Consider the following 16532-nt stretch of genomic DNA (forward strand, 5'->3'; position numbering starts at 1 on the left):
GGGCCCTCCCCCGTCGCGTGCCCTTTCCCCGATAATCGACTCCAGCAGAGCGGACGGGGAGACCATGGAGCAGGCGCGGCCCACGTTCCCGCTCGTCCCGCTGCTGGCGGTGTGCGCCGGGTATTTCATGGTGATCCTCGACGTGACCGTCATCAACGTGGCCGTGCCGCAGATCGGCGCCGAGCTCTCGGCCTCGCTCACCGGCATCCAGTGGATCACCGACGGCTACACCATCGTGTTCGCGGGCGCGCTGCTCGCCGGTGGCGCCCTCGGCGACCGGGTCGGAAACCGGCGCATCTTCTCCATCGGTGTGGTGGTGTTCACGGTCGCGTCGATCGGCTGCGCGGTGGCGTGGACCACGGAGGTGCTGATCGCGCTGCGACTGCTCGAAGGCCTGGGGGCGGCGCTGATCGTGCCGGGGAGCCTGGCCCTCTTGCAGCAGACCTATGCGTCGCCCGACCATCGCGCCCGGGCGTTCGGCCTGTGGGGCGGGATCGCGGGTGCCGCGGCGTGTGCGGGACCGATCGTCGGCGGGTTGCTCACCGGGACGGTCGGGTGGCGCTGGGTGTTCCTCATCAACGTGCCGATCGGCATCGCCTGTCTGATTCTGACGGCGACCCGCGTCGGCGCCTCAGCGCGCCGCCCGGGGCGCTCGATCGACTGGCCGGCGCAGGCGGCCGTGGTCGCCGCGATCGTGCTCGTCGTCGGCGCGCTCAACGAGGCGGGAGAGCAGGGCTGGACGAGCCCGCTCGTGCTGACCGCGTTCGCGATCGCCGCCGTCGCCGTGGGCGCCTTCGTGCTGCGGGAGCGGTTCGCGGCCTCGCCCGTGCTGCCGTTGAGCATGCTGCGCACTCCGGCGATCGCGGGCGCGGCCACGATCGGGTTGCTGTTCAACCTGGCGTTCTACAGCATGATCTTCACGGCGAGCCTCTCCTTCCAGCACGAGGAGGGATTCGGCCCCGTCGTCACCGGAGTCGCCCTCCTCCCGGCGATGATCACGACGGTCTTCGCCTCCGTGCTCTCCGGGCGCCTCGCCCGCCGCACCGGGCACCGCACGCTCATGACGATCGGCCTGCTGATCGGGGCTTCGGGCTTGACGGCGTGGGCGGCGCTGGAGCCGCATCCGGAGTACTGGCTGCTGGTCGTCCCGATGATGGCGGCCGGATTCGGCACCTCGTTCACCCTCACCGGCGCGACGACCACGATCATGTCGGCCGCCCCGGAGGAGTTCTCGGGCACCGCCTCCGCGTTGTTCAACACCGCTCGCCAGATCGGCTCCGCGGCCGGTGTGGCGCTCAGCGGATCGCTCCTCGTCTCGCTCGACTTCGACGTCGGACTCCGCATCAGCATGGTGATCGGGGCGACCGCGTTCCTCGCGGGTGCCGTGCTGACACGACTCACCATCCCGGCCCCCGCCGAGCCCGCCCTGTCGGTCTCCTCCCGCTAGGCGGGCTGGCGGGCCTCGAGGCCCGAGAGGAAGAGGGAGACTCCGAGTTCGAAGACCGCGGGGCCGTCCTGCGCCACGTCGACCGCGCCGGGGTCGCGGGTGAAGGGCTCCACCACCACACCGAGACTGTCGGCCTGCAGCCGCTGCTGCTCGTGCCAGGTCTGGCCGATGATGAAGTGGAGCAGCGCCTCGGCCGAACGCTCGGCGATCATCCGGTCGAACCCGCCGCGCTCGATGCCGGCCGAGAGCCGGCGCCCGGCTTCGGCCGCTCCGAGACCCAGGGCGAGCGCACTGGACACCACCTCGGCGCCGTCCTTGAAGGCCAGCAGCGCGTCGTGCAGCGCGAGAGCGTCGAAGAGCACCTCGTCGCGCCAGTCGTCGGCCGGCACGGGGAGGCACCGCGTGCGCGACACGATCTCGTCGGCCACGGCCGCGAGCAGGGTCTGCTTGTTGGGGAAGTGCCAGTAGAGCGCGCTGGCCTGCACACCGAGACTGTCGGCGAGGTTGCGCATGGTGAGTTCAGGCAGGCCCTGCCGATCGAGGATGGCCAGGGCCGCCGCCACGACATCCCCGCTCGAGCGGCGGGGAGTGCGGGGCTCGGGCCTTTCGGATTTCACCATCACCGTGTCATCCTATAACCTGAACGCCGTTCAGGTGAACAGTGTTCAGGATGGAGCAACCCCATGAAATTCGACGTCCGCGACCTCGCGAGGATCGCCGTCTTCGCCGCCATCATCGCGGTGCTCGGCATTCCCGGCGCCATCCCCATCTTCGGCAACGCGGTCCCCATCACCGCCCAGACGCTCGGCATCATGCTGGCCGGCGCCGTGCTCGGGGCCTGGCGCGGCGCGGCGGCCGTGGTGGTGTTCCTACTCCTCGTGCTGGTCGGCCTTCCCCTGCTCTCCGGCGGCCACGGCGGTGCGGGAGTGTTCGTGGGTCCGAGCGCCGGCTACCTCTTCGGCTGGATCCTCGGCGCGTTCGTCACGGGCGCCATCGTGCACGCCGGTCACCGCCGGCCCACCTGGTGGCGCACGGCGCTCGGCTGCGTCGTGGGCGGCATCCTCGTGATCTACGCTGTCGGAGTGCCCGTTCAGGCCTTCGTCACCCACCTGCCGCTGGGCGCGACCGCGCTCTCCAGCACCGTCTTCCTGCCGGGCGACCTGATCAAGGCGGTCGTCGCGACGCTCATCACGATGGCTCTCTGGCGCGCATACCCGCGGGCCTTCGGCGACCTGGTGCGCGTGGCGCCCGCGGAGAAGGTCGACGCGACCGTTCGATGACCTCCCCGCTGCCCTCGATCCCGGCCTCCCCCGACGGCGCCCCGCCGACGCGGGAGCTCGTGTTCGACGGCGTGGGCGTCGACCTCTCGGGAGTGAACGTGCTGCGCGACGTCACCGTCACCCTGCCGCAGCGCCGCATCGCCGTGATCGGATCGAACGGCTCCGGCAAGTCGACCTTCGCCCGCCTCCTCGGCGGTCTGGTCGCACCGAGCCGCGGCCGGGTGACCGTGCACGGCCACGACCTCGTCGCGGAGCGCAAGCAGGTGCTGCGCATGGTCGGCTCGGTGTTCAGCAATCCCGATGCACAGATCATCATGCCGACCGTGGCCGAAGACGTGGCGTTCTCGCTGCGCCGTCGCGGGCTCCCGCGCGACGAGATCGCCCGGCGCGTGAGCGCGACACTGGAGCGCTACGGACTGGCCGAGCGAGCGGATGCCCCGGCCCAGAGCCTCTCGGGCGGACAGAAGCAGTTGCTCGCCCTCAGTGCCGTGCTCATCACCGAACCGGCGCTGATCGTCGCCGACGAACCGACCGCCCTGCTCGACGGCCGCAACAGCCGCCTGATCAGCTCGCTGCTGCTCGACGAGATCCCGCAGCAGCTCGTGCTGGTCACCCACGACCTCGAACTCGCCGCCCGGTGCGACGTCGCCGTGCGCTTCGAGGAGGGCCAGCTGGTCGAGGTCGACGATCCGTCGCCCGTGATCGCGCGCTATCGGAGGGATCTCGGATGATCGCCCTCTACCGTCCGGGCACGAGCCCTCTCCACCGTCTGCCCGCCGGCCCGAAGCTGATCGCCCTGATGCTGCTGGCCATCGCGATCACCGTCTTCGCGAGCAACGCCTGGTCCATCGCCGGCGCCTCGGCGTTCGTGGTCGCCGGCTACCTCGTCGCGGGATTCGGCCCGCTCGAGATCCTCCGCCAGCTGTGGACCCTCCGCTGGATCGTGGTCGTCACCCTGATCACCCAGGTGATCTTCCTGCCCCTTCCGGTCGCGGCCACCAACACCGGGCGCGTGATCACCGTGGTGATGCTCGCCACCCTCGTGACGCTGACCACCCGCACCAGCGCCCTCCTCGACGCGGTCGAGCGCGGGCTCGGACCCCTCCGCCGGATCGGCGTCGACCCCGCGCGGGTGGGCCTGCTGATGGCGATGACCATCACCGTCGTCCCCGTCATCGCGGGCTACGCCGCCACCATCCGCGACGCCCAACGCGCCCGCGGGGCCAAACCGCAACTGCGGATGCTGGTGATGCCGCTGCTCGTGATGTCGCTCAAGCACGCCGACGAGCTCGGTGACGCGCTCGTCGCGCGGGGTGCCGAATGACGCGCTCCGAGCGGCCCGGCGGAGCAGTGCCGGCCGGCCCTCCCGTCCACGGACCGACGATCGACGACCACACGCGCTGCATCCACTACGGCACCGAGCTCGACATCGTGGCCATCAAGTTCTTCTGCTGCGGCCGGTACTACCCGTGCCACCTCTGCCACGCCGAGACGGCCGGCCACCCCTCCGCGCAGTGGCCACGGACGCAGTGGGAGGCGCGCGCCATCCTCTGCGGCGACTGCAAGGCCGAGATCAGCATCGCCGACTACCTCGAGGTCACCGCCTGCCCCGCCTGCGGCGCGGCGTTCAACGAGGGCTGTCGCCTGCACAGCCACCTGTACTTCGAGTGACTCGCGCGCCGACCAGTCCGCCGGCCCGGTGGCGGCATCTTGCCGCGGGTCACCGGGGACGATTGGATGGCCGCATGCCACACGCCGATCCCGCCCACAGCACCCTCACCACCGCCGCGATCGCCGACGCCTCCCTCCGTGTCGGGGTGCTCGCCCGCACCGCGCCCGCGAATCTCGTCCCCCTCCTGCCCGGTGCCACGTTCTCGGGCCCGGCAGCACCGGTCACCCACCTCGGCAGTGTCGACGTCATCCTGCAGACCATCGACGACGCACCGGAAGGGGCCGTCGTCGTGGTCGACAACGGCGGCCGCGACGACGAGGCCTGCGTCGGCGACCTCATGGTGCTCGAGGCGCTGAGCGCCGGGATGTCGGGCATGGTGGTGTGGGGCCGGCACCGCGACACCGCGCAGCTGCGGCAGATCGGTCTCCCCCTGCACAGCCTCGGCGCCTTCCCGTTCGGTCCGCGCCGCGTTCCGCCGGCCGCCGCACCCATGCCGGTGGCCGTGCTCGGCGGAACGATCGTCACGCCCGGCGACTACCTCTTCGGCGACGACGACGGCATCCTCGTGCTGGCGCCCGATCGCCTCGACGAGGTGGTCGAGGCGGCCCTGGCCATCCAGGCGACGGAGACGGCCCAGGCCGAACGGATGCGCGCCGGCACCTCGCTGCGCACCCAGCTCGACTTCGCCGCCTACCGGGCCCGGCAAGCGAGCGCCCCCACGCTCACCCTCCGCCGTCACCTCGCCGAAAGCGGCGGTGCGATCGAGGTCTGAGCACTCGCCGCGCGTCGGCGGTCAGCCGGCGGCGGGTGCCGGGGTCGCGAGGGCCTCCGCGATCTCGTGCTCCGTCAGCGGAACCCAGGGAGAGCTGTCGGGGTCGGCACTGGCGGCCTCGGGGCTCTCGCCCTGATTCCACCACTTCGACTCGTAGGGCACGCCGTCGAACAGCACGCGGTTCCCCTTGTCGTAGACCGCGGAGCCGGCCCAGTCGGGATAGGTTCCCTGGGGCAGGGTGAGCGCCTGGTAAGGCTTCTCGCCGGGGAGCACGGGTCCCACCAGGGTCCAGGGCGTCTCCCAGTCGTTGAGCACCGGGTCGTCGGGGATGTCGCCGCGCGTCCACCACTTGGCCTGGTAGACGTTGCCGTGCCACACGATCTTCGTGCCCTTGAGGTACGACGACTCCTCGGCCCAGATCGGGTAGGGACTGGTGGCCGGGTCGTCGACCACGGGCTGGTCGGCGTCGGGAGTCGTGACCGACGAGGCGGAGAGATCCGGATGGCCGGGGAAGCCCGCCGAGAGCAGTGCGGCGAAGGTCTGGTCGCCCTGGTCGATGCCGCTGCAGGCATCCGAGACCCGCTTGAGGTCGACGTAGTTGGGTCCGCAGGTGGTGTCGCGGTTGAGCGACCAGAGCGACATCCGTCCGAGTCCCTGCTGCTGCGCGTAGGCGTTCAGCGCCTTGGCGTCTGCAAGGCCGAACACGTCACCCTTCACGTCGTTCTGGCCGGCCATCGGGGTCGCGCCGATCTTCGACCAGAGGGTCGCGTCGGAGAGCTGGATGTCGGCCTTGCGGTAGAGCGCGTCGAGCTGCCGGTGCGTGGCCTCGAGGGCGTCGATCGAGGCATCCGCCATCGAATCGGTGCCGCGGCTGGTGCCGTAGTTCATGGTCATCACATTGACGCCCGCGAGGTCGACGCCGGCGTCGAGCATCTGCGCCACCGCGTCGGTGGCGTCCTCGGTGAGGCCCGAGGGGGCGACCGGGAGTGTGAGCCAGACGGCGAGGTCGTCGCCGGCGTCTCGCCTCGCCTGCTGCAGGGCGGCGATCGCGGTGGCGCGACGCTCCCCGGCCGCCGCGTCGGTGAGCGCGGAGCCCTCGACGTCGAGGTCGATGGTGGAGAGCTGGTAGCGGTCGACCACGGAGGCGTAGGCGGCTTCGAGCGCGGTGGGGTCGGTGCATCCGGTGGACAACTCGTCGTTCAGCTGCCCGCCGAACGACACCACGGCATCGCCGCCGGCCTGGCGGAGCCGGGCGAGGCGACGATCGAGGTCGAGGTCCTTCGACGCCCCGTCGAGTGTGTAGGCGGCGCCCCAGGTGGGAACGCAGGGGTCGTCGGGCGAGGCCACGACGAAGGAGAGCACGACGTCACCGTCCTCCGGCGAGACCGGGGTCTCGAAGGCGTAGGTGGGCGTGGCCGTGACGTCGACATAGCCCGCGAACCAGGGGCTCACGCCGTCGGCCTGGGCCGAGTCGAGGCTCTGCACCGCGACGAACGCGCCGAGCGAGAGTGCCGCGATGCCGGCCGCCGCGATGATGACGCGCAGCGGTGAGAGGCGCTTGCCGGCGTGGGGACCGGTGGCCGCGGCGGCCTTCGGCTTGGCGGATGCCTTGCCGCTCATGCCGCGCTCCGCTCGGCGCCGACGCTCTCACGCCGGCGGGTGCTATGTTCGCGACGGCCACGGCCGCGCTCCCGGACTCCGGATGCGCGGCGCCGGGTGGTGCTCGAACGCGCGATCTCCGGGTCGGCCGGGTTGCCGTGATAGAGCACCGAGCGCCAATCGACGGACTCGTCCTCGACGGCGGGGTCGCCGACGGCCTGATCGGCGGTCGGCGCCACGTCGACCCCGGCGGCGACCGTCGCGGCGGCCGCAACCGGCTTACGGTCGACGTAGAGCCACTTGGTGAGGCCGAGCCAGACATCCACGAGCGACGGTCCGATGCCGATGTTGGCGAGGATGGCCCAGCTGGCCAGTGAGGCGTTGAGTGCCGCGAAGGCCGCGTTGCCCCAGTTCTGGGCGCCGAAGTCGCGCCAGAAGGTGAGCACCGAGAACACGACGATGGCGTAGGGCGCCACGACGTAGAGCAACGGCGCCGCCGTGCGGTTGCGCACCTTCGGGGTGCGGGCGAACGGGATCTTCTTCGACGAGATCGCCTGTTCGAGCGACTTGAACACGCCCGCCAGATTCACCGGGAGCAGGATCAGGTTGAACCCGTAGATGCGGAAGATGTCGGTGAACTTGTAACCGCTGTAGCGCAGGTCGCTTCCCATGGCGATGAAGTACGGCAGCGCCGCGAGCAGCACAACCGGGCTGAGCAGCCGGCTGTCGTAGGGATAGGCGAGCAGGAACACCAGGCCGAAGCTGGCCCAGGTGATCGACGCCATGTAGTTGATGCGCAGCATGATCTCGCCGAGGCCCACCGGGTGTCCGGCGCGCTTGCGGGCGCGGATCTGGCGCCAGAACTTCGGGAGGATGAGCAGGCCGCCGTTGGCCCAGCGCCGTCGCTGCACGATCAGCGAACCGAAGTCGGGCGGGGTGGCGCTGTAGCTGAGGCGTTCGGGGTAGTTGACCAGGGTCCAGCCGTGCAGGCCCAGGTCGACGCTCGACTCGGTGTCCTCGATCACGGTGCGGTCCTGCACGTAGCGGCGCACCTCGAATCCGCCGACCGTCTCGACCTCGACGATGTCTTCGAGCGCGGGCTTGCGGATGACGGCGTTCGCGCCCACCCAGAAGGTCGCGCCGTAGTGCGTCATGCCCTGGTGCTGGATGTGCTGGAGATCGGTGGTGGCGCCGGCCAGGCGCTCGATGCGGGTCGGGGCGCCGCGGAACGAGGAGTAGGGAGTCTGCGTCACGGCCACGCGCTCGTTGTCCGGCTGCTCCAGGAAGTACACGAGCCGGAGGCAGTACTCGCGCAGCAGGAGGGAGTCGGCGTCGAGGGTGAGGAGGTAGCCGGCATCCGGCACCTCGTAATCGGCCTTCTCGTCGAGGCCGGCGGGTCGCAGGATGACGCCGTCGGGGCTCTGCTCTCGGCGGAAACGGCCGCCCATGAGCCCGATGTAGGAGTTGAGGTTCATCGCCTTGTTGGCCTCGTGCGAGAGGGAGGCGAACTTCTTGCGCTCGAAGGTCTCGAGCTCGGCGGAGAAGATCCAGACCAGGCGGCGGTGGAGTTCGAGCATCCGCTCGGCCGAGGGCGATTCGTCGACGGCGAGGGCGCCCTCGAGGGCGTCGGCCGTCACGCGCAGGTCGTCGGCCAGGGCGCCCAGCACCTGCTCCACGAAGAAGGTGTCGACGTGGTCGGTGCGGTCCTCCTCGTCGGCCATGGCCTGCAGCCAGTCGGCGGCGTCGAGGTACGCGTGGGCGAGGCGCCGGACGTCGGAGGGGAGCACCGCGTCGTGCAGGAGCTGCTCGCCTTCGAAGCTGAGCAGCGCGTCGACCGCGCGTTCGCGGGGCGCCCGCAGGTCGTCGGCGATGCCGGAGGCGATGCGGCGCGAGGTCTCGAGCCGGGCGGCGACGGCCGGGTCGGAGGGGAAGGGCGGGTCGTCGAGCAGCAGCACGACGCGCAGCGAGGGGTACTCCTGCAGCGCGGCCGACCAGAGCGTCTTGCGCACCACCGCGGGCTCTTCGCTGTAGGAGGGCACGAGCACCGTCATGTCCTGGTGCGCGGCCGAGAAGTGCTTGTCGAGCTCGGCGCGAGGCACCCGGACGTGGTCGCGGAAGCGCTGCAGGGCGCCTTGGCGGGCGACGAGGTACATCAGTGCCGAGAAGGTGAGGAAGGTGACGACCACGAGGTAGGAGATGGCCTCGGTGGTGAAGCGGAAGCTCTCGGTGCCGTTGTTGAGGAACTGCCGGACGACGGTGTACACGACGTAGGTGATCCACGCGGCGACCGTGATCACGATGGCCAGCCGGCCCCAGGTGATCTTCGCATCGCTCGGAATCGCGTGAACGGTGGACAGTGGCTCCGTGTTGCGCTCTGCGCCCAGCTGTCGTTTTCGGGCAGGCGAAGCCAGGGACTTCGTAGACATGGGTTCCTCGGGTCGAAGACGATGTTCGGTTGAGAAAGGGGGTGGCGTGCGCAGCCGAGCGTTGGGGACGCTGGGGTGAGCTGCGCACACCACCGCGGCATCGAGCGTTGGGGACGCTGTTGTGATGCCGCGGACGGCGGGTGGGGGGTGACCACTACCGTCCGGGTTCTTGGGACCGGTGGCGGGTGACCACCGATCCGAGAGTGACACTACTCTCGAATCTCGTCGTGTTTCAGGGGCGTTTCGAGCGCTCACAGCTTCGGATCGAGCCGTGGCCGATTCCGCTTCACCACTTTCGAATTACTACAATTGATCAGGGTTTTTACTACCAACCAGCCTCGCGCCACGGCGACTGCGCGCCGCGTGACCACCACAGTTGTTGAGGTTGCGTTGGCGCGATCCTGAGGTGAAGCTGCGCAAATCTTTGGGGTTCATGGAGGCATCCGGCCCCTGTTCGCGGGGGGAGCATCCGCATAGGCTCGGAATCTCAGCCCATCGCACCACTGGAGGTCGACCATGAGCAGCCACACCTACCGCGTCACCGAGATCGTCGGCACCTCGCCCGAGGGCACGGATGCCGCGATCCGCAACGGTCTCGCCCGTGCCACCAAGACCCTGCGCAACGTCGACTGGTTCGAGGTCGTCTCCACCCGGGGCGAGCTCGAGAACGGCGAGATCGCACACTTCCAGGTCACCCTCAAGGTCGGTTTCCGGCTCGACGACGCGTAAGGAGCGGCCGCGCCGGCCCGGCTGTCGACGTGCGCCTCTCTAGGAGAGCACGTCTTTCGACGCGAACCGCCCGTAGGCGAGCGCGCCGAACACCGCGACGTAGCCCAGCTGCAGCAGCGCGTTGCCTCCGAACGACGACCACTCGATCGGTTGCCGCAACAGGTCGGCGAAGTCGAGCCAGTAGTAGCTGAAGAGCCACGGATGCAGCCACTCGGTCTGCGAGAGCTGCCCGAGCACCTGCGACACGATCGAGATGACGACGGTCGCGGCCATGGCACCCACCGGCGCGTCGGTGAGCGTGGAGATGAACAGGCCGATGGCGCTGAGACCGAGCAGCCCCAGGGTGACGTAGACGGCGATCAGCAGCGAACGCACCAGCGAGTCGCCGACGCTCACGCTGTCACCGGACAGCAGGGTGACCGGCCCGACCGGGAACAGCGCGATGCCGATGAGGATGCCGGCCAGCGACACCGTCAGCGTGGCGGCGAGGCAGAACACCGCCGCCGCCGCGTATTTCACGACGAGCAGACGGATCCGCCCGACCGGCGACACCAGCAGGTAGCGCAGCGTTCCGGTGTTGGCTTCGCCCGCGATCGAGTCTCCGGCCACCACGCCGACGGTGAGCGGCAGGAACAGCGGGATCGAGACGACGAGCGCCGTCATGCCCACGAAGAGGCCGTTCTGGGTGATCCGGTCGAGGAAGGCGGGCCCGCGACCGTCGCCGCCGTCGGTGACGCGGATGGCGACGGCGATGAGGATCGGGATGGCGGCGAGCGCCGCGAGCATCGCCCAGGTGCGACGCCGGCGGAACAGCACCGACAGCTCCGAACCGAAGAAGCCCCAGCCGAGCGCCCGACGCGGACGCCGGGCGAGGAGGTCGGCGGGGCGGGTTCCCGCGCCCGATTCACTGGACAACGTCGAACCCCTCCCCCGTCAGCGCCACGAAGAGGTCTTCGAGCGAGGCCTGCTGCACCGCGAACCCACGCACACGCACCCCGCCCGTGACGAGCGCGGCCACGACGCCTTCGGGCGCGACCTCCGGCGGAAGGGCCGCCAGCAGCACGGCTTCTCCCTCCGCCGGCGCGGCCGCGTTCTCGCGGGGCGACGCCGAGTCGATCGGCAGGCCCAGGTCGGACAGGATTCGGGAGGCCCGTTCGGCATCGGCCGCCGGTACGAGCACACGCGCCCGGGTCTGGCCGGCGAGGCGGAGTTCGTCGAGCGTGCCCTGGGCCACGAGCCGGCCGCCGCTCATCACGGCGGCGTGCGTGCACATCTGCTCGATCTCGGCCAGCAGGTGGCTCGACACGAACACGGTGGTGCCCTCCGAGGCGAGGGAGCGGATGAGGTGCCGCACCTCGCGCGTGCCTTGCGGATCAAGCCCGTTGGTCGGCTCGTCGAGCACGATCAGGTTCCGCGGCGCGAGCAGGGCGTTCGCGATGCCGAGCCGCTGCTTCATGCCGAGCGAGTAGGCGCGCACCTTCTTGCCGGCGGCGTGGGTGAGCCCGACCCGCTCGAGCGCGTGGTCGACGCGCGCCGCCCGGCTCGCGGAGGGCGAGAATCCGTCGGCCGCATCCAGCCGGCGGAGGTTCGCCGCCCCCGAGAGGAAGGGGTAGAAGCCGGGCCCCTCGATGAGCGCACCGACACCGGGCAGGACGGTCGCGAGTCGACGCGGCATCTCCTGCCCGAGCACCCGGATGTCGCCGGCGGTGGCCGAGGCGAGGCCGAGCAGCATGCGGATGGTGGTGGTCTTGCCCGATCCGTTCGGCCCGAGGAATCCGAACACCGACCCCTGGGGCACTGCGAGGTCGACGCCGTCGACCGCGAGCTGCTTGCCGAAGCGCTTCGTGAGCCCCGCGGTCTCGATCGCGAGTGCGGTCACCGCGGCGACTACTCGACTACTCGGCCGGCGCGGGTGCGGCGGTGGCCGGAGGCGCGGCCGGGGCGGCCGCGGCCGCCTCGAGCGCGTCCACCGGCACGGCGCCCACGAGCACCCGGCCGTCGTCGGTCAGCAGCACCGAGACGAGAGCGGTCTGCAGGGCCTTCCCTCCGTCGACCGGCGTGAGCAGCTGGGCGACCAGCGGCGACGAGGTGAGCTCGGAGGCATCCGCCCCGACGGCGAGCGAGACGATCGAGCCCCAGCCCTCACCGGTGACGACGGGCTCCGGATGCGTGCTGCCGGCATCGCCCGATCCGTCGCCCTGCAGTTCGTCGCGCGTCGGGAACGGCTTCTCGGTGACCGTGGTGCCCTCGGGTGCGGTGAAGTCGAAGAGGTCGGCCGAGGGGGCGTCGAGCGAGAGGTCGCTGAAGCCGACGCTGAAGGCCGGTGAGGAGGCTCCGCGGGCGAGCACCTCGACCTGCAACGGCATGCCGGTCTCGGAGTCGACCGCGATCGACACCGAGCCCACCAAGGTCTCGGAACCACGCGGGGTGAGCACGAGGTCGTAGGCCGAACGGCCGGCCACGGAGGTGTCGGCCCCGAGCGTCACCTCGGTGCTGGGGTCGACCGCGTCGAGGAACTTCTGGGCGAGCTGGCCCGGGGTCGCGATGTCGGTGGGCAGCGGCGCGGGGGCTTCACCCTCGCCGGACGTCGAGGGGTCGGGGAGCGTGGTGTGCACCGCGGTGTCGTCGCTCGAGTCGTAGAGCCAGACGTCGTCGCCGTTGCGGATGGCATCGCGCTCGGCCAACTGGTCGAGGATCTGCACCCGGAGCTTGTCGGAGCCGTCGGCGTAGACCCGTGCCGAATGATCGGTGGTGAGCAGTTCGAGCGCCGAGCTCAACGACGCATCGTTCTCCGCCGCCGATCCGGAATCGCCGGAGCCGCCCGATCCGCCGCCCGCCGAGGTCCCACCGGGCACGCTCGAGAGATCGGACAAGCCGAGGTCGGAGCTCTGCTCGACCGTGCCGGAGAAGGACTGCACGTCGGCCTGAGCCGCGAGTTCCAACACGTCGTGCGGCGACTTCTCGGGGAGGTCGGCCGACGCACTGGCAGCGAAGACGCCGCCCGCTACGACGACCGCGACGACGGCGGGGGCCGCGATCGCGGGAACCCAGCGCTGCCACTTTCGGGCCATGCTGATCAACTTCTTCCAGAACTGAGCGAGGATGTGCGAGCGACGTTACGCCGCGCACCCGGGAATTTGCTTCGATTCGTCACAACTGTGGAGAACATCGCGGTTCCCCGCATCGGTGGACTACCGTCGAATCGTGCCGCATCCCGGAGAACCTCTAGAACGACTCGGCTTCCTCACCATCGGACTGTTCGACCCCGCCGATCCCGCCGCCGGTCACGAGACCACGCTCCGCATCATCGAGCTCGGCGAGCAGCTCGGGTTCGACAGCGCCTGGCTCCGCCACCGCCACCTGCAGTACGGCATCTCCTCCCCCGTCGCCGTGCTCGCGGCGGCCACCCAGCGCACGAGCCGCATCGAACTCGGTACCGCGGTCACTCCGATCGGCGCCGAGAACCCCTTCCGACTCGCCGAAGACCTCGCCACGGTCGATCTGCTCTCGCACGGCCGCATCACCCCGGGGTTCTCGGCCGGCCGGCCGATGAACATCGACCACTACAAGGACGCGATCTACCCGGACACGTTCGAGCAGGAGGACTTCGACTACGGGCGGCTCCTCCGCTTCCGCGACTTCGTGCGGGGCGACGTGGTGAGCAGCTTCGCGGGCACGCAGGGCATCGAGGTGTTCGCCGACACGGTCCAACCGCACTCGGCAGGTCTCTCGGAGCGCCTCTGGTACGGCGGCGGCAGCACCCGCTCGGCCGAATGGGCGGGCGCCAACGGCTTCCACTTCCTCACCTCGAGCGTCGTGCAGGGCGAGCTCGGCGACGACTTCGCCGAGAACCAGCTGCACCAGGTGCGGGCCTACCGTGCGGCACATCCCGCCGGGGAGCGGGCGCGCGTCTCGCAGGGCCTCGTCGTCATCCCCACCGACTCCGCGACGGCGGAGCAGAAGGAGAAGTACGCCGCCTACGTGGCCGGCCGCGCCGCTCGGGTCGGCGTACCGCAGGGCCCGCGGCGGATGCTCTTCGCCGCCGACCTGATCGGGAGCTCGGAACAGATCGCCGACGCTCTCGACGCGGATGCGGCCTTCCGCGAGATCCGCGAGGTCGCGTTCGCACTCCCCTTCTCCTTCGAGCACGAGGACTACGTGCAGATCCTGCACGACATCGCGGAGCGGCTGGGCCCGGCCCTCGGGTGGCATCCGGGCCGGTAGAATCGTGGGGCATCCCACCCCCGCATCACCCCGCAACTCAAGGAGTCCTGGCCGCGTGAGCAATGCCGATACCGTCGAGAACGCCATCGCGACCCCCGATCGGGAACAGCCCTACGAGGCACTCGGCCTGAAGGCCGACGAGTACGCGAAGATCCGCGAGATCCTGGGCCGCCGCCCCACGAGCGGCGAGCTGGCGATGTACTCGGTGATGTGGAGCGAGCACTGCTCTTACAAGTCGTCGAAGATCTACCTCCGCCAGTTCGGCCAGAAGGTCTCGCCGGCCATGAAGAAGAACCTCATGGTGGGCATGGGCGAGAACGCGGGCGTGGTGGATGTCGGCGAGGGCTGGGCGGTGACCTTCAAGGTCGAGTCGCACAACCACCCCTCCTACATCGAGCCCTTCCAGGGCGCCGCCACAGGCGTCGGCGGAATCGTGCGCGACATCATCTCGATGGGCGCGCGCCCGGTGGCCGTGATGGACCAGCTGCGCTTCGGCGACATCGCCGAGGCCGACACCGCCCGCGTGGTGCACGGCGTCACGAGCGGCATCTCGTTCTACGGCAACTGCCTCGGGCTGCCGAACATCGGCGGCGAGACCTACTTCGACAAGGTCTACCAGGGCAACCCGCTGGTGAACGCGCTCAGCGTCGGCGTTCTGCGGCACGAAGACCTGCACCTCGCCAACGCGCGCGGCGTGGGCAACAAGGTCGTTCTGTTCGGAGCCCGCACCGGCGGCGACGGCATCGGCGGAGCATCCATCCTCGCCTCCGACACCTTCTCGGCCGGCGGCCCCACCAAGCGCCCCGCGGTGCAGGTGGGCGACCCGTTCGCCGAGAAGGTCCTCATCGAGTGCTGCCTCGAGCTCTTCGCGGGCGACCTCGTCGAAGGCATCCAAGACCTCGGCGCGGCCGGCATCTCCTGTGCCACCTCCGAGCTCGCCTCCAACGGCGACGGCGGCATGTTCATCGAGCTCGAGAAGGTGCTGCTGCGCGACCCCACCCTCACGGCCGAGGAGATCCTCATGTCGGAGAGCCAGGAGCGCATGATGGCGATCGTGACGCCCGAGAAGCTCGAGGGCTTCCTCGCCGTCACCACCAAGTGGGATGTCGAGACCAGCGTGCTGGGCGAGGTCACCGACACCGGCCGCCTCGTCATCAACTGGCACGGCGAGGAGATCGTGAACGTCGAGCCCCGCACGGTCGCGGTCGACGGACCGGTCTACGAGCGCCCCGTGGCCTACCCCGCCTGGATCGACGCGCTGCAGGCCGACTCGGCCGTGCGGCTCCCCCGCGCCACCTCCGGTGCCGATCTCCGCGATGAGTTCCTGCGCGTCGTGGGGTCGCCGAACATGGCCTCGAAGGACTGGATCACCAACCAGTACGACCGCTACGTCATGGGCAACACCGCCCTCTCCTTCCCCGACGACGGCGGTATGGTGCGGGTCGACGAGGTCTCCGGCCTCGGTTTCGCGCTCGCCTCCGACGCGAACGGCCGCTACTGCCAGCTCGACCCCTACCGTGGTGCCCAGCTCGCCCTGGCCGAGGCTTACCGCAACGTCTCGGTCACCGGCGCGACCCCCGTCGCGGTCTCCGACTGCCTCAACTTCGGCAGCCCGGAGAACCCCGAGGTCATGTGGCAGTTCTCGCAGGCCGTCGAGGGGCTGGCCGACGGATGCCTCGAACTCGAGATCCCGGTCACCGGCGGCAACGTCTCCTTCTACAACCAGACCGGCTCGCAGCCGATCCACCCGACGCCCGTCGTCGCGGTGCTCGGCGTGATCGACGACGTGGCGCGGCGCATCCCGTCGGGCTGGCAGGACGAGGGGTCGAACCTCTACCTGCTCGGTGTCACCCGTCCGGAGCTCGACGGATCGGCCTGGGCCGGCGTCGTGCACGACCACCTGGGCGGTCGCCCGCCGATCGTGTCGTTGGCCGCCGAGGGGACCCTGTCGGGCCTGCTGCGCGCCGGCGCCCTCGAGGGCCTGATCGACTCCGCCCACGACCTGTCCGACGGTGGCCTCGCGCAGACGCTGGCCGAGTCGGTGCTGCGGTTCGGCATCGGGGCCCGGGTGTGGCTCGACGAGATCATCGAGCGTGACGGGGTCTCGGCATCCGACGCCCTGTTCAGCGAGTCGACGGCTCGCGTTCTGGTGGCGGTCCCTCGCGAAGACGACGTGAAGTTCAAGGGCCTGTGCGAGGGACGCGGCGTTCCGGTGCTGCGCATCGGCGTCACGGATGCGCTCTCGAGCTCACTCGAGGTGCAGGGCCTGTTCGAGGTGGGCATCGAGGAGCTCGGCGGAGTGCACCGCGCGGCGCTCCCGGCGGCCTTCGGCCCGGTCGTCGGCGGCTGACCGCCGGGGCGGTGCCGCGACGCGGCGCGCGTT

Annotated in this window: 15 protein-coding genes; 9 read left to right on the forward strand and 6 right to left on the reverse strand. The window is 70.4% G+C overall.

The annotated features are described in order from the left end of the window. Window positions 1–64: 64 nt before the first annotated feature. Entirely contained in the window at window positions 65–1447 is a 1383-nt protein-coding gene (locus tag ACFJGU_RS05885; RefSeq protein WP_382308496.1) for an MFS transporter, read from the forward strand. Here ACFJGU_RS05885 and ACFJGU_RS05890 read toward each other — a convergent pair. Next, window positions 1444–2067, reverse strand: a complete 624-nt coding sequence (locus tag ACFJGU_RS05890; protein WP_382310289.1) for a TetR family transcriptional regulator — start codon at window positions 2065–2067, stop codon at window positions 1444–1446. The two genes, ACFJGU_RS05885 and ACFJGU_RS05890, sit on opposite strands and share 4 nt — an antisense overlap. Before the next feature lie 63 nt (window positions 2068–2130). Between ACFJGU_RS05890 and ACFJGU_RS05895 the strand changes: the two genes are divergently transcribed. From ACFJGU_RS05895 to ACFJGU_RS05915, 5 genes are all read left to right on the forward strand, one after another. After that, window positions 2131–2727 (forward strand): biotin transporter BioY, encoded by a 597-nt coding sequence (locus ACFJGU_RS05895; RefSeq protein WP_382308498.1) that lies wholly within the window; start codon window positions 2131–2133, stop codon window positions 2725–2727. Next, on the forward strand, window positions 2724–3458 hold the full coding sequence (locus ACFJGU_RS05900; RefSeq protein ID WP_382308499.1) for an energy-coupling factor ABC transporter ATP-binding protein: 735 nt from the start codon (window positions 2724–2726) through the stop codon (window positions 3456–3458). Before ACFJGU_RS05895 ends, ACFJGU_RS05900 begins: the two co-directional genes overlap by 4 nt. Continuing rightward, entirely contained in the window at window positions 3455–4051 is a 597-nt protein-coding gene (locus ACFJGU_RS05905) for an energy-coupling factor transporter transmembrane component T family protein (RefSeq protein WP_382308501.1), read from the forward strand. Before ACFJGU_RS05900 ends, ACFJGU_RS05905 begins: the two co-directional genes overlap by 4 nt. Continuing rightward, window positions 4048–4398, forward strand: coding sequence for a CHY zinc finger protein (locus ACFJGU_RS05910; protein ID WP_382308503.1), 351 nt, complete (start codon window positions 4048–4050; stop codon window positions 4396–4398). Before ACFJGU_RS05905 ends, ACFJGU_RS05910 begins: the two co-directional genes overlap by 4 nt. Window positions 4399–4472: 74 nt before the next feature. Then, window positions 4473–5171 carry an RraA family protein gene (locus ACFJGU_RS05915; protein WP_382308504.1) on the forward strand — a complete coding sequence of 233 codons (699 nt, stop codon included), beginning with the start codon at window positions 4473–4475 and terminating at the stop codon, window positions 5169–5171. A 21-nt stretch (window positions 5172–5192) separates the two neighbouring features. Here ACFJGU_RS05915 and ACFJGU_RS05920 read toward each other — a convergent pair whose 3' ends face one another. Together ACFJGU_RS05920 and ACFJGU_RS05925 are read right to left on the reverse strand one after the other, a co-directional pair. Continuing rightward, entirely contained in the window at window positions 5193–6791 is a 1599-nt protein-coding gene (locus ACFJGU_RS05920; RefSeq protein WP_382308506.1) for a chitinase, read from the reverse strand. After that, on the reverse strand, window positions 6788–9196 hold the full coding sequence (locus ACFJGU_RS05925) for a glycosyltransferase family 2 protein (RefSeq protein WP_382308508.1): 2409 nt from the start codon (window positions 9194–9196) through the stop codon (window positions 6788–6790). The genes ACFJGU_RS05920 and ACFJGU_RS05925 overlap by 4 nt, the downstream gene beginning before the upstream one ends. A 516-nt stretch (window positions 9197–9712) precedes the next feature. Here ACFJGU_RS05925 and ACFJGU_RS05930 point away from each other — a divergent pair. After that, on the forward strand, window positions 9713–9925 hold the full coding sequence (locus ACFJGU_RS05930) for a dodecin (RefSeq protein ID WP_092551000.1): 213 nt from the start codon (window positions 9713–9715) through the stop codon (window positions 9923–9925). Between the two features lie 39 nt (window positions 9926–9964). On the opposite strand, the gene ACFJGU_RS05935 is transcribed toward ACFJGU_RS05930, so the two are convergent. Genes ACFJGU_RS05935 through ACFJGU_RS05945 form a run of 3 tightly spaced genes read right to left on the reverse strand, consistent with a single transcriptional unit; the run spans window position 9965 to window position 12996 of the window. Then, entirely contained in the window at window positions 9965–10840 is an 876-nt protein-coding gene (locus ACFJGU_RS05935) for an ABC transporter permease (protein ID WP_382308510.1), read from the reverse strand. Further along, entirely contained in the window at window positions 10830–11804 is a 975-nt protein-coding gene (locus ACFJGU_RS05940; RefSeq protein ID WP_382308512.1) for an ABC transporter ATP-binding protein, read from the reverse strand. Before ACFJGU_RS05940 ends, ACFJGU_RS05935 begins: the two co-directional genes overlap by 11 nt. Window positions 11805–11820: 16 nt before the next feature. After that, window positions 11821–12996 carry an outer membrane lipoprotein carrier protein LolA gene (locus tag ACFJGU_RS05945; protein ID WP_382308514.1) on the reverse strand — a complete coding sequence of 392 codons (1176 nt, stop codon included), beginning with the start codon at window positions 12994–12996 and terminating at the stop codon, window positions 11821–11823. A gap of 133 nt (window positions 12997–13129) precedes the next feature. On the opposite strand from ACFJGU_RS05945, the gene ACFJGU_RS05950 reads away from it, so the two are divergent. Both ACFJGU_RS05950 and purL read left to right on the forward strand, forming a co-directional pair. Beyond that, a complete protein-coding gene (locus ACFJGU_RS05950) occupies window positions 13130–14149 on the forward strand; it encodes an LLM class flavin-dependent oxidoreductase (RefSeq protein WP_382308515.1) in 1020 nt (339 codons plus the stop codon). 55 nt (window positions 14150–14204) lie between these two features. Next, entirely contained in the window at window positions 14205–16499 is a 2295-nt protein-coding gene (gene purL / locus ACFJGU_RS05955; RefSeq protein WP_382308517.1) for a phosphoribosylformylglycinamidine synthase subunit PurL, read from the forward strand. The last annotated feature ends 33 nt before the right edge of the window (window positions 16500–16532 follow it).

Origin of the sequence: Herbiconiux sp. UC225_62 (assembly GCF_042694625.1) — a bacterium.
GTDB lineage: Bacteria > Actinomycetota > Actinomycetes > Actinomycetales > Microbacteriaceae > Herbiconiux.

Bases quoted from the DNA above. Each gene is read 5' to 3' on its own strand.
- ACFJGU_RS05885 (WP_382308496.1), top strand. From the start codon at position 65: ATGGAGCAGGCGCGGCCCACGTTCCCGCTCGTCCCGCTGCTGGCGGTG.
- ACFJGU_RS05890 (WP_382310289.1), bottom strand. From the start codon at position 2,067: ATGGTGAAATCCGAAAGGCCCGAGCCCCGCACTCCCCGCCGCTCGAGC.
- ACFJGU_RS05895 (WP_382308498.1), top strand. From the start codon at position 2,131: ATGAAATTCGACGTCCGCGACCTCGCGAGGATCGCCGTCTTCGCCGCC.
- ACFJGU_RS05900 (WP_382308499.1), top strand. From the start codon at position 2,724: ATGACCTCCCCGCTGCCCTCGATCCCGGCCTCCCCCGACGGCGCCCCG.
- ACFJGU_RS05905 (WP_382308501.1), top strand. From the start codon at position 3,455: ATGATCGCCCTCTACCGTCCGGGCACGAGCCCTCTCCACCGTCTGCCC.
- ACFJGU_RS05910 (WP_382308503.1), top strand. From the start codon at position 4,048: ATGACGCGCTCCGAGCGGCCCGGCGGAGCAGTGCCGGCCGGCCCTCCC.
- ACFJGU_RS05915 (WP_382308504.1), top strand. From the start codon at position 4,473: ATGCCACACGCCGATCCCGCCCACAGCACCCTCACCACCGCCGCGATC.
- ACFJGU_RS05920 (WP_382308506.1), bottom strand. From the start codon at position 6,791: ATGAGCGGCAAGGCATCCGCCAAGCCGAAGGCCGCCGCGGCCACCGGT.
- ACFJGU_RS05925 (WP_382308508.1), bottom strand. From the start codon at position 9,196: ATGTCTACGAAGTCCCTGGCTTCGCCTGCCCGAAAACGACAGCTGGGC.
- ACFJGU_RS05930 (WP_092551000.1), top strand. From the start codon at position 9,713: ATGAGCAGCCACACCTACCGCGTCACCGAGATCGTCGGCACCTCGCCC.
- ACFJGU_RS05945 (WP_382308514.1), bottom strand. From the start codon at position 12,996: ATGGCCCGAAAGTGGCAGCGCTGGGTTCCCGCGATCGCGGCCCCCGCC.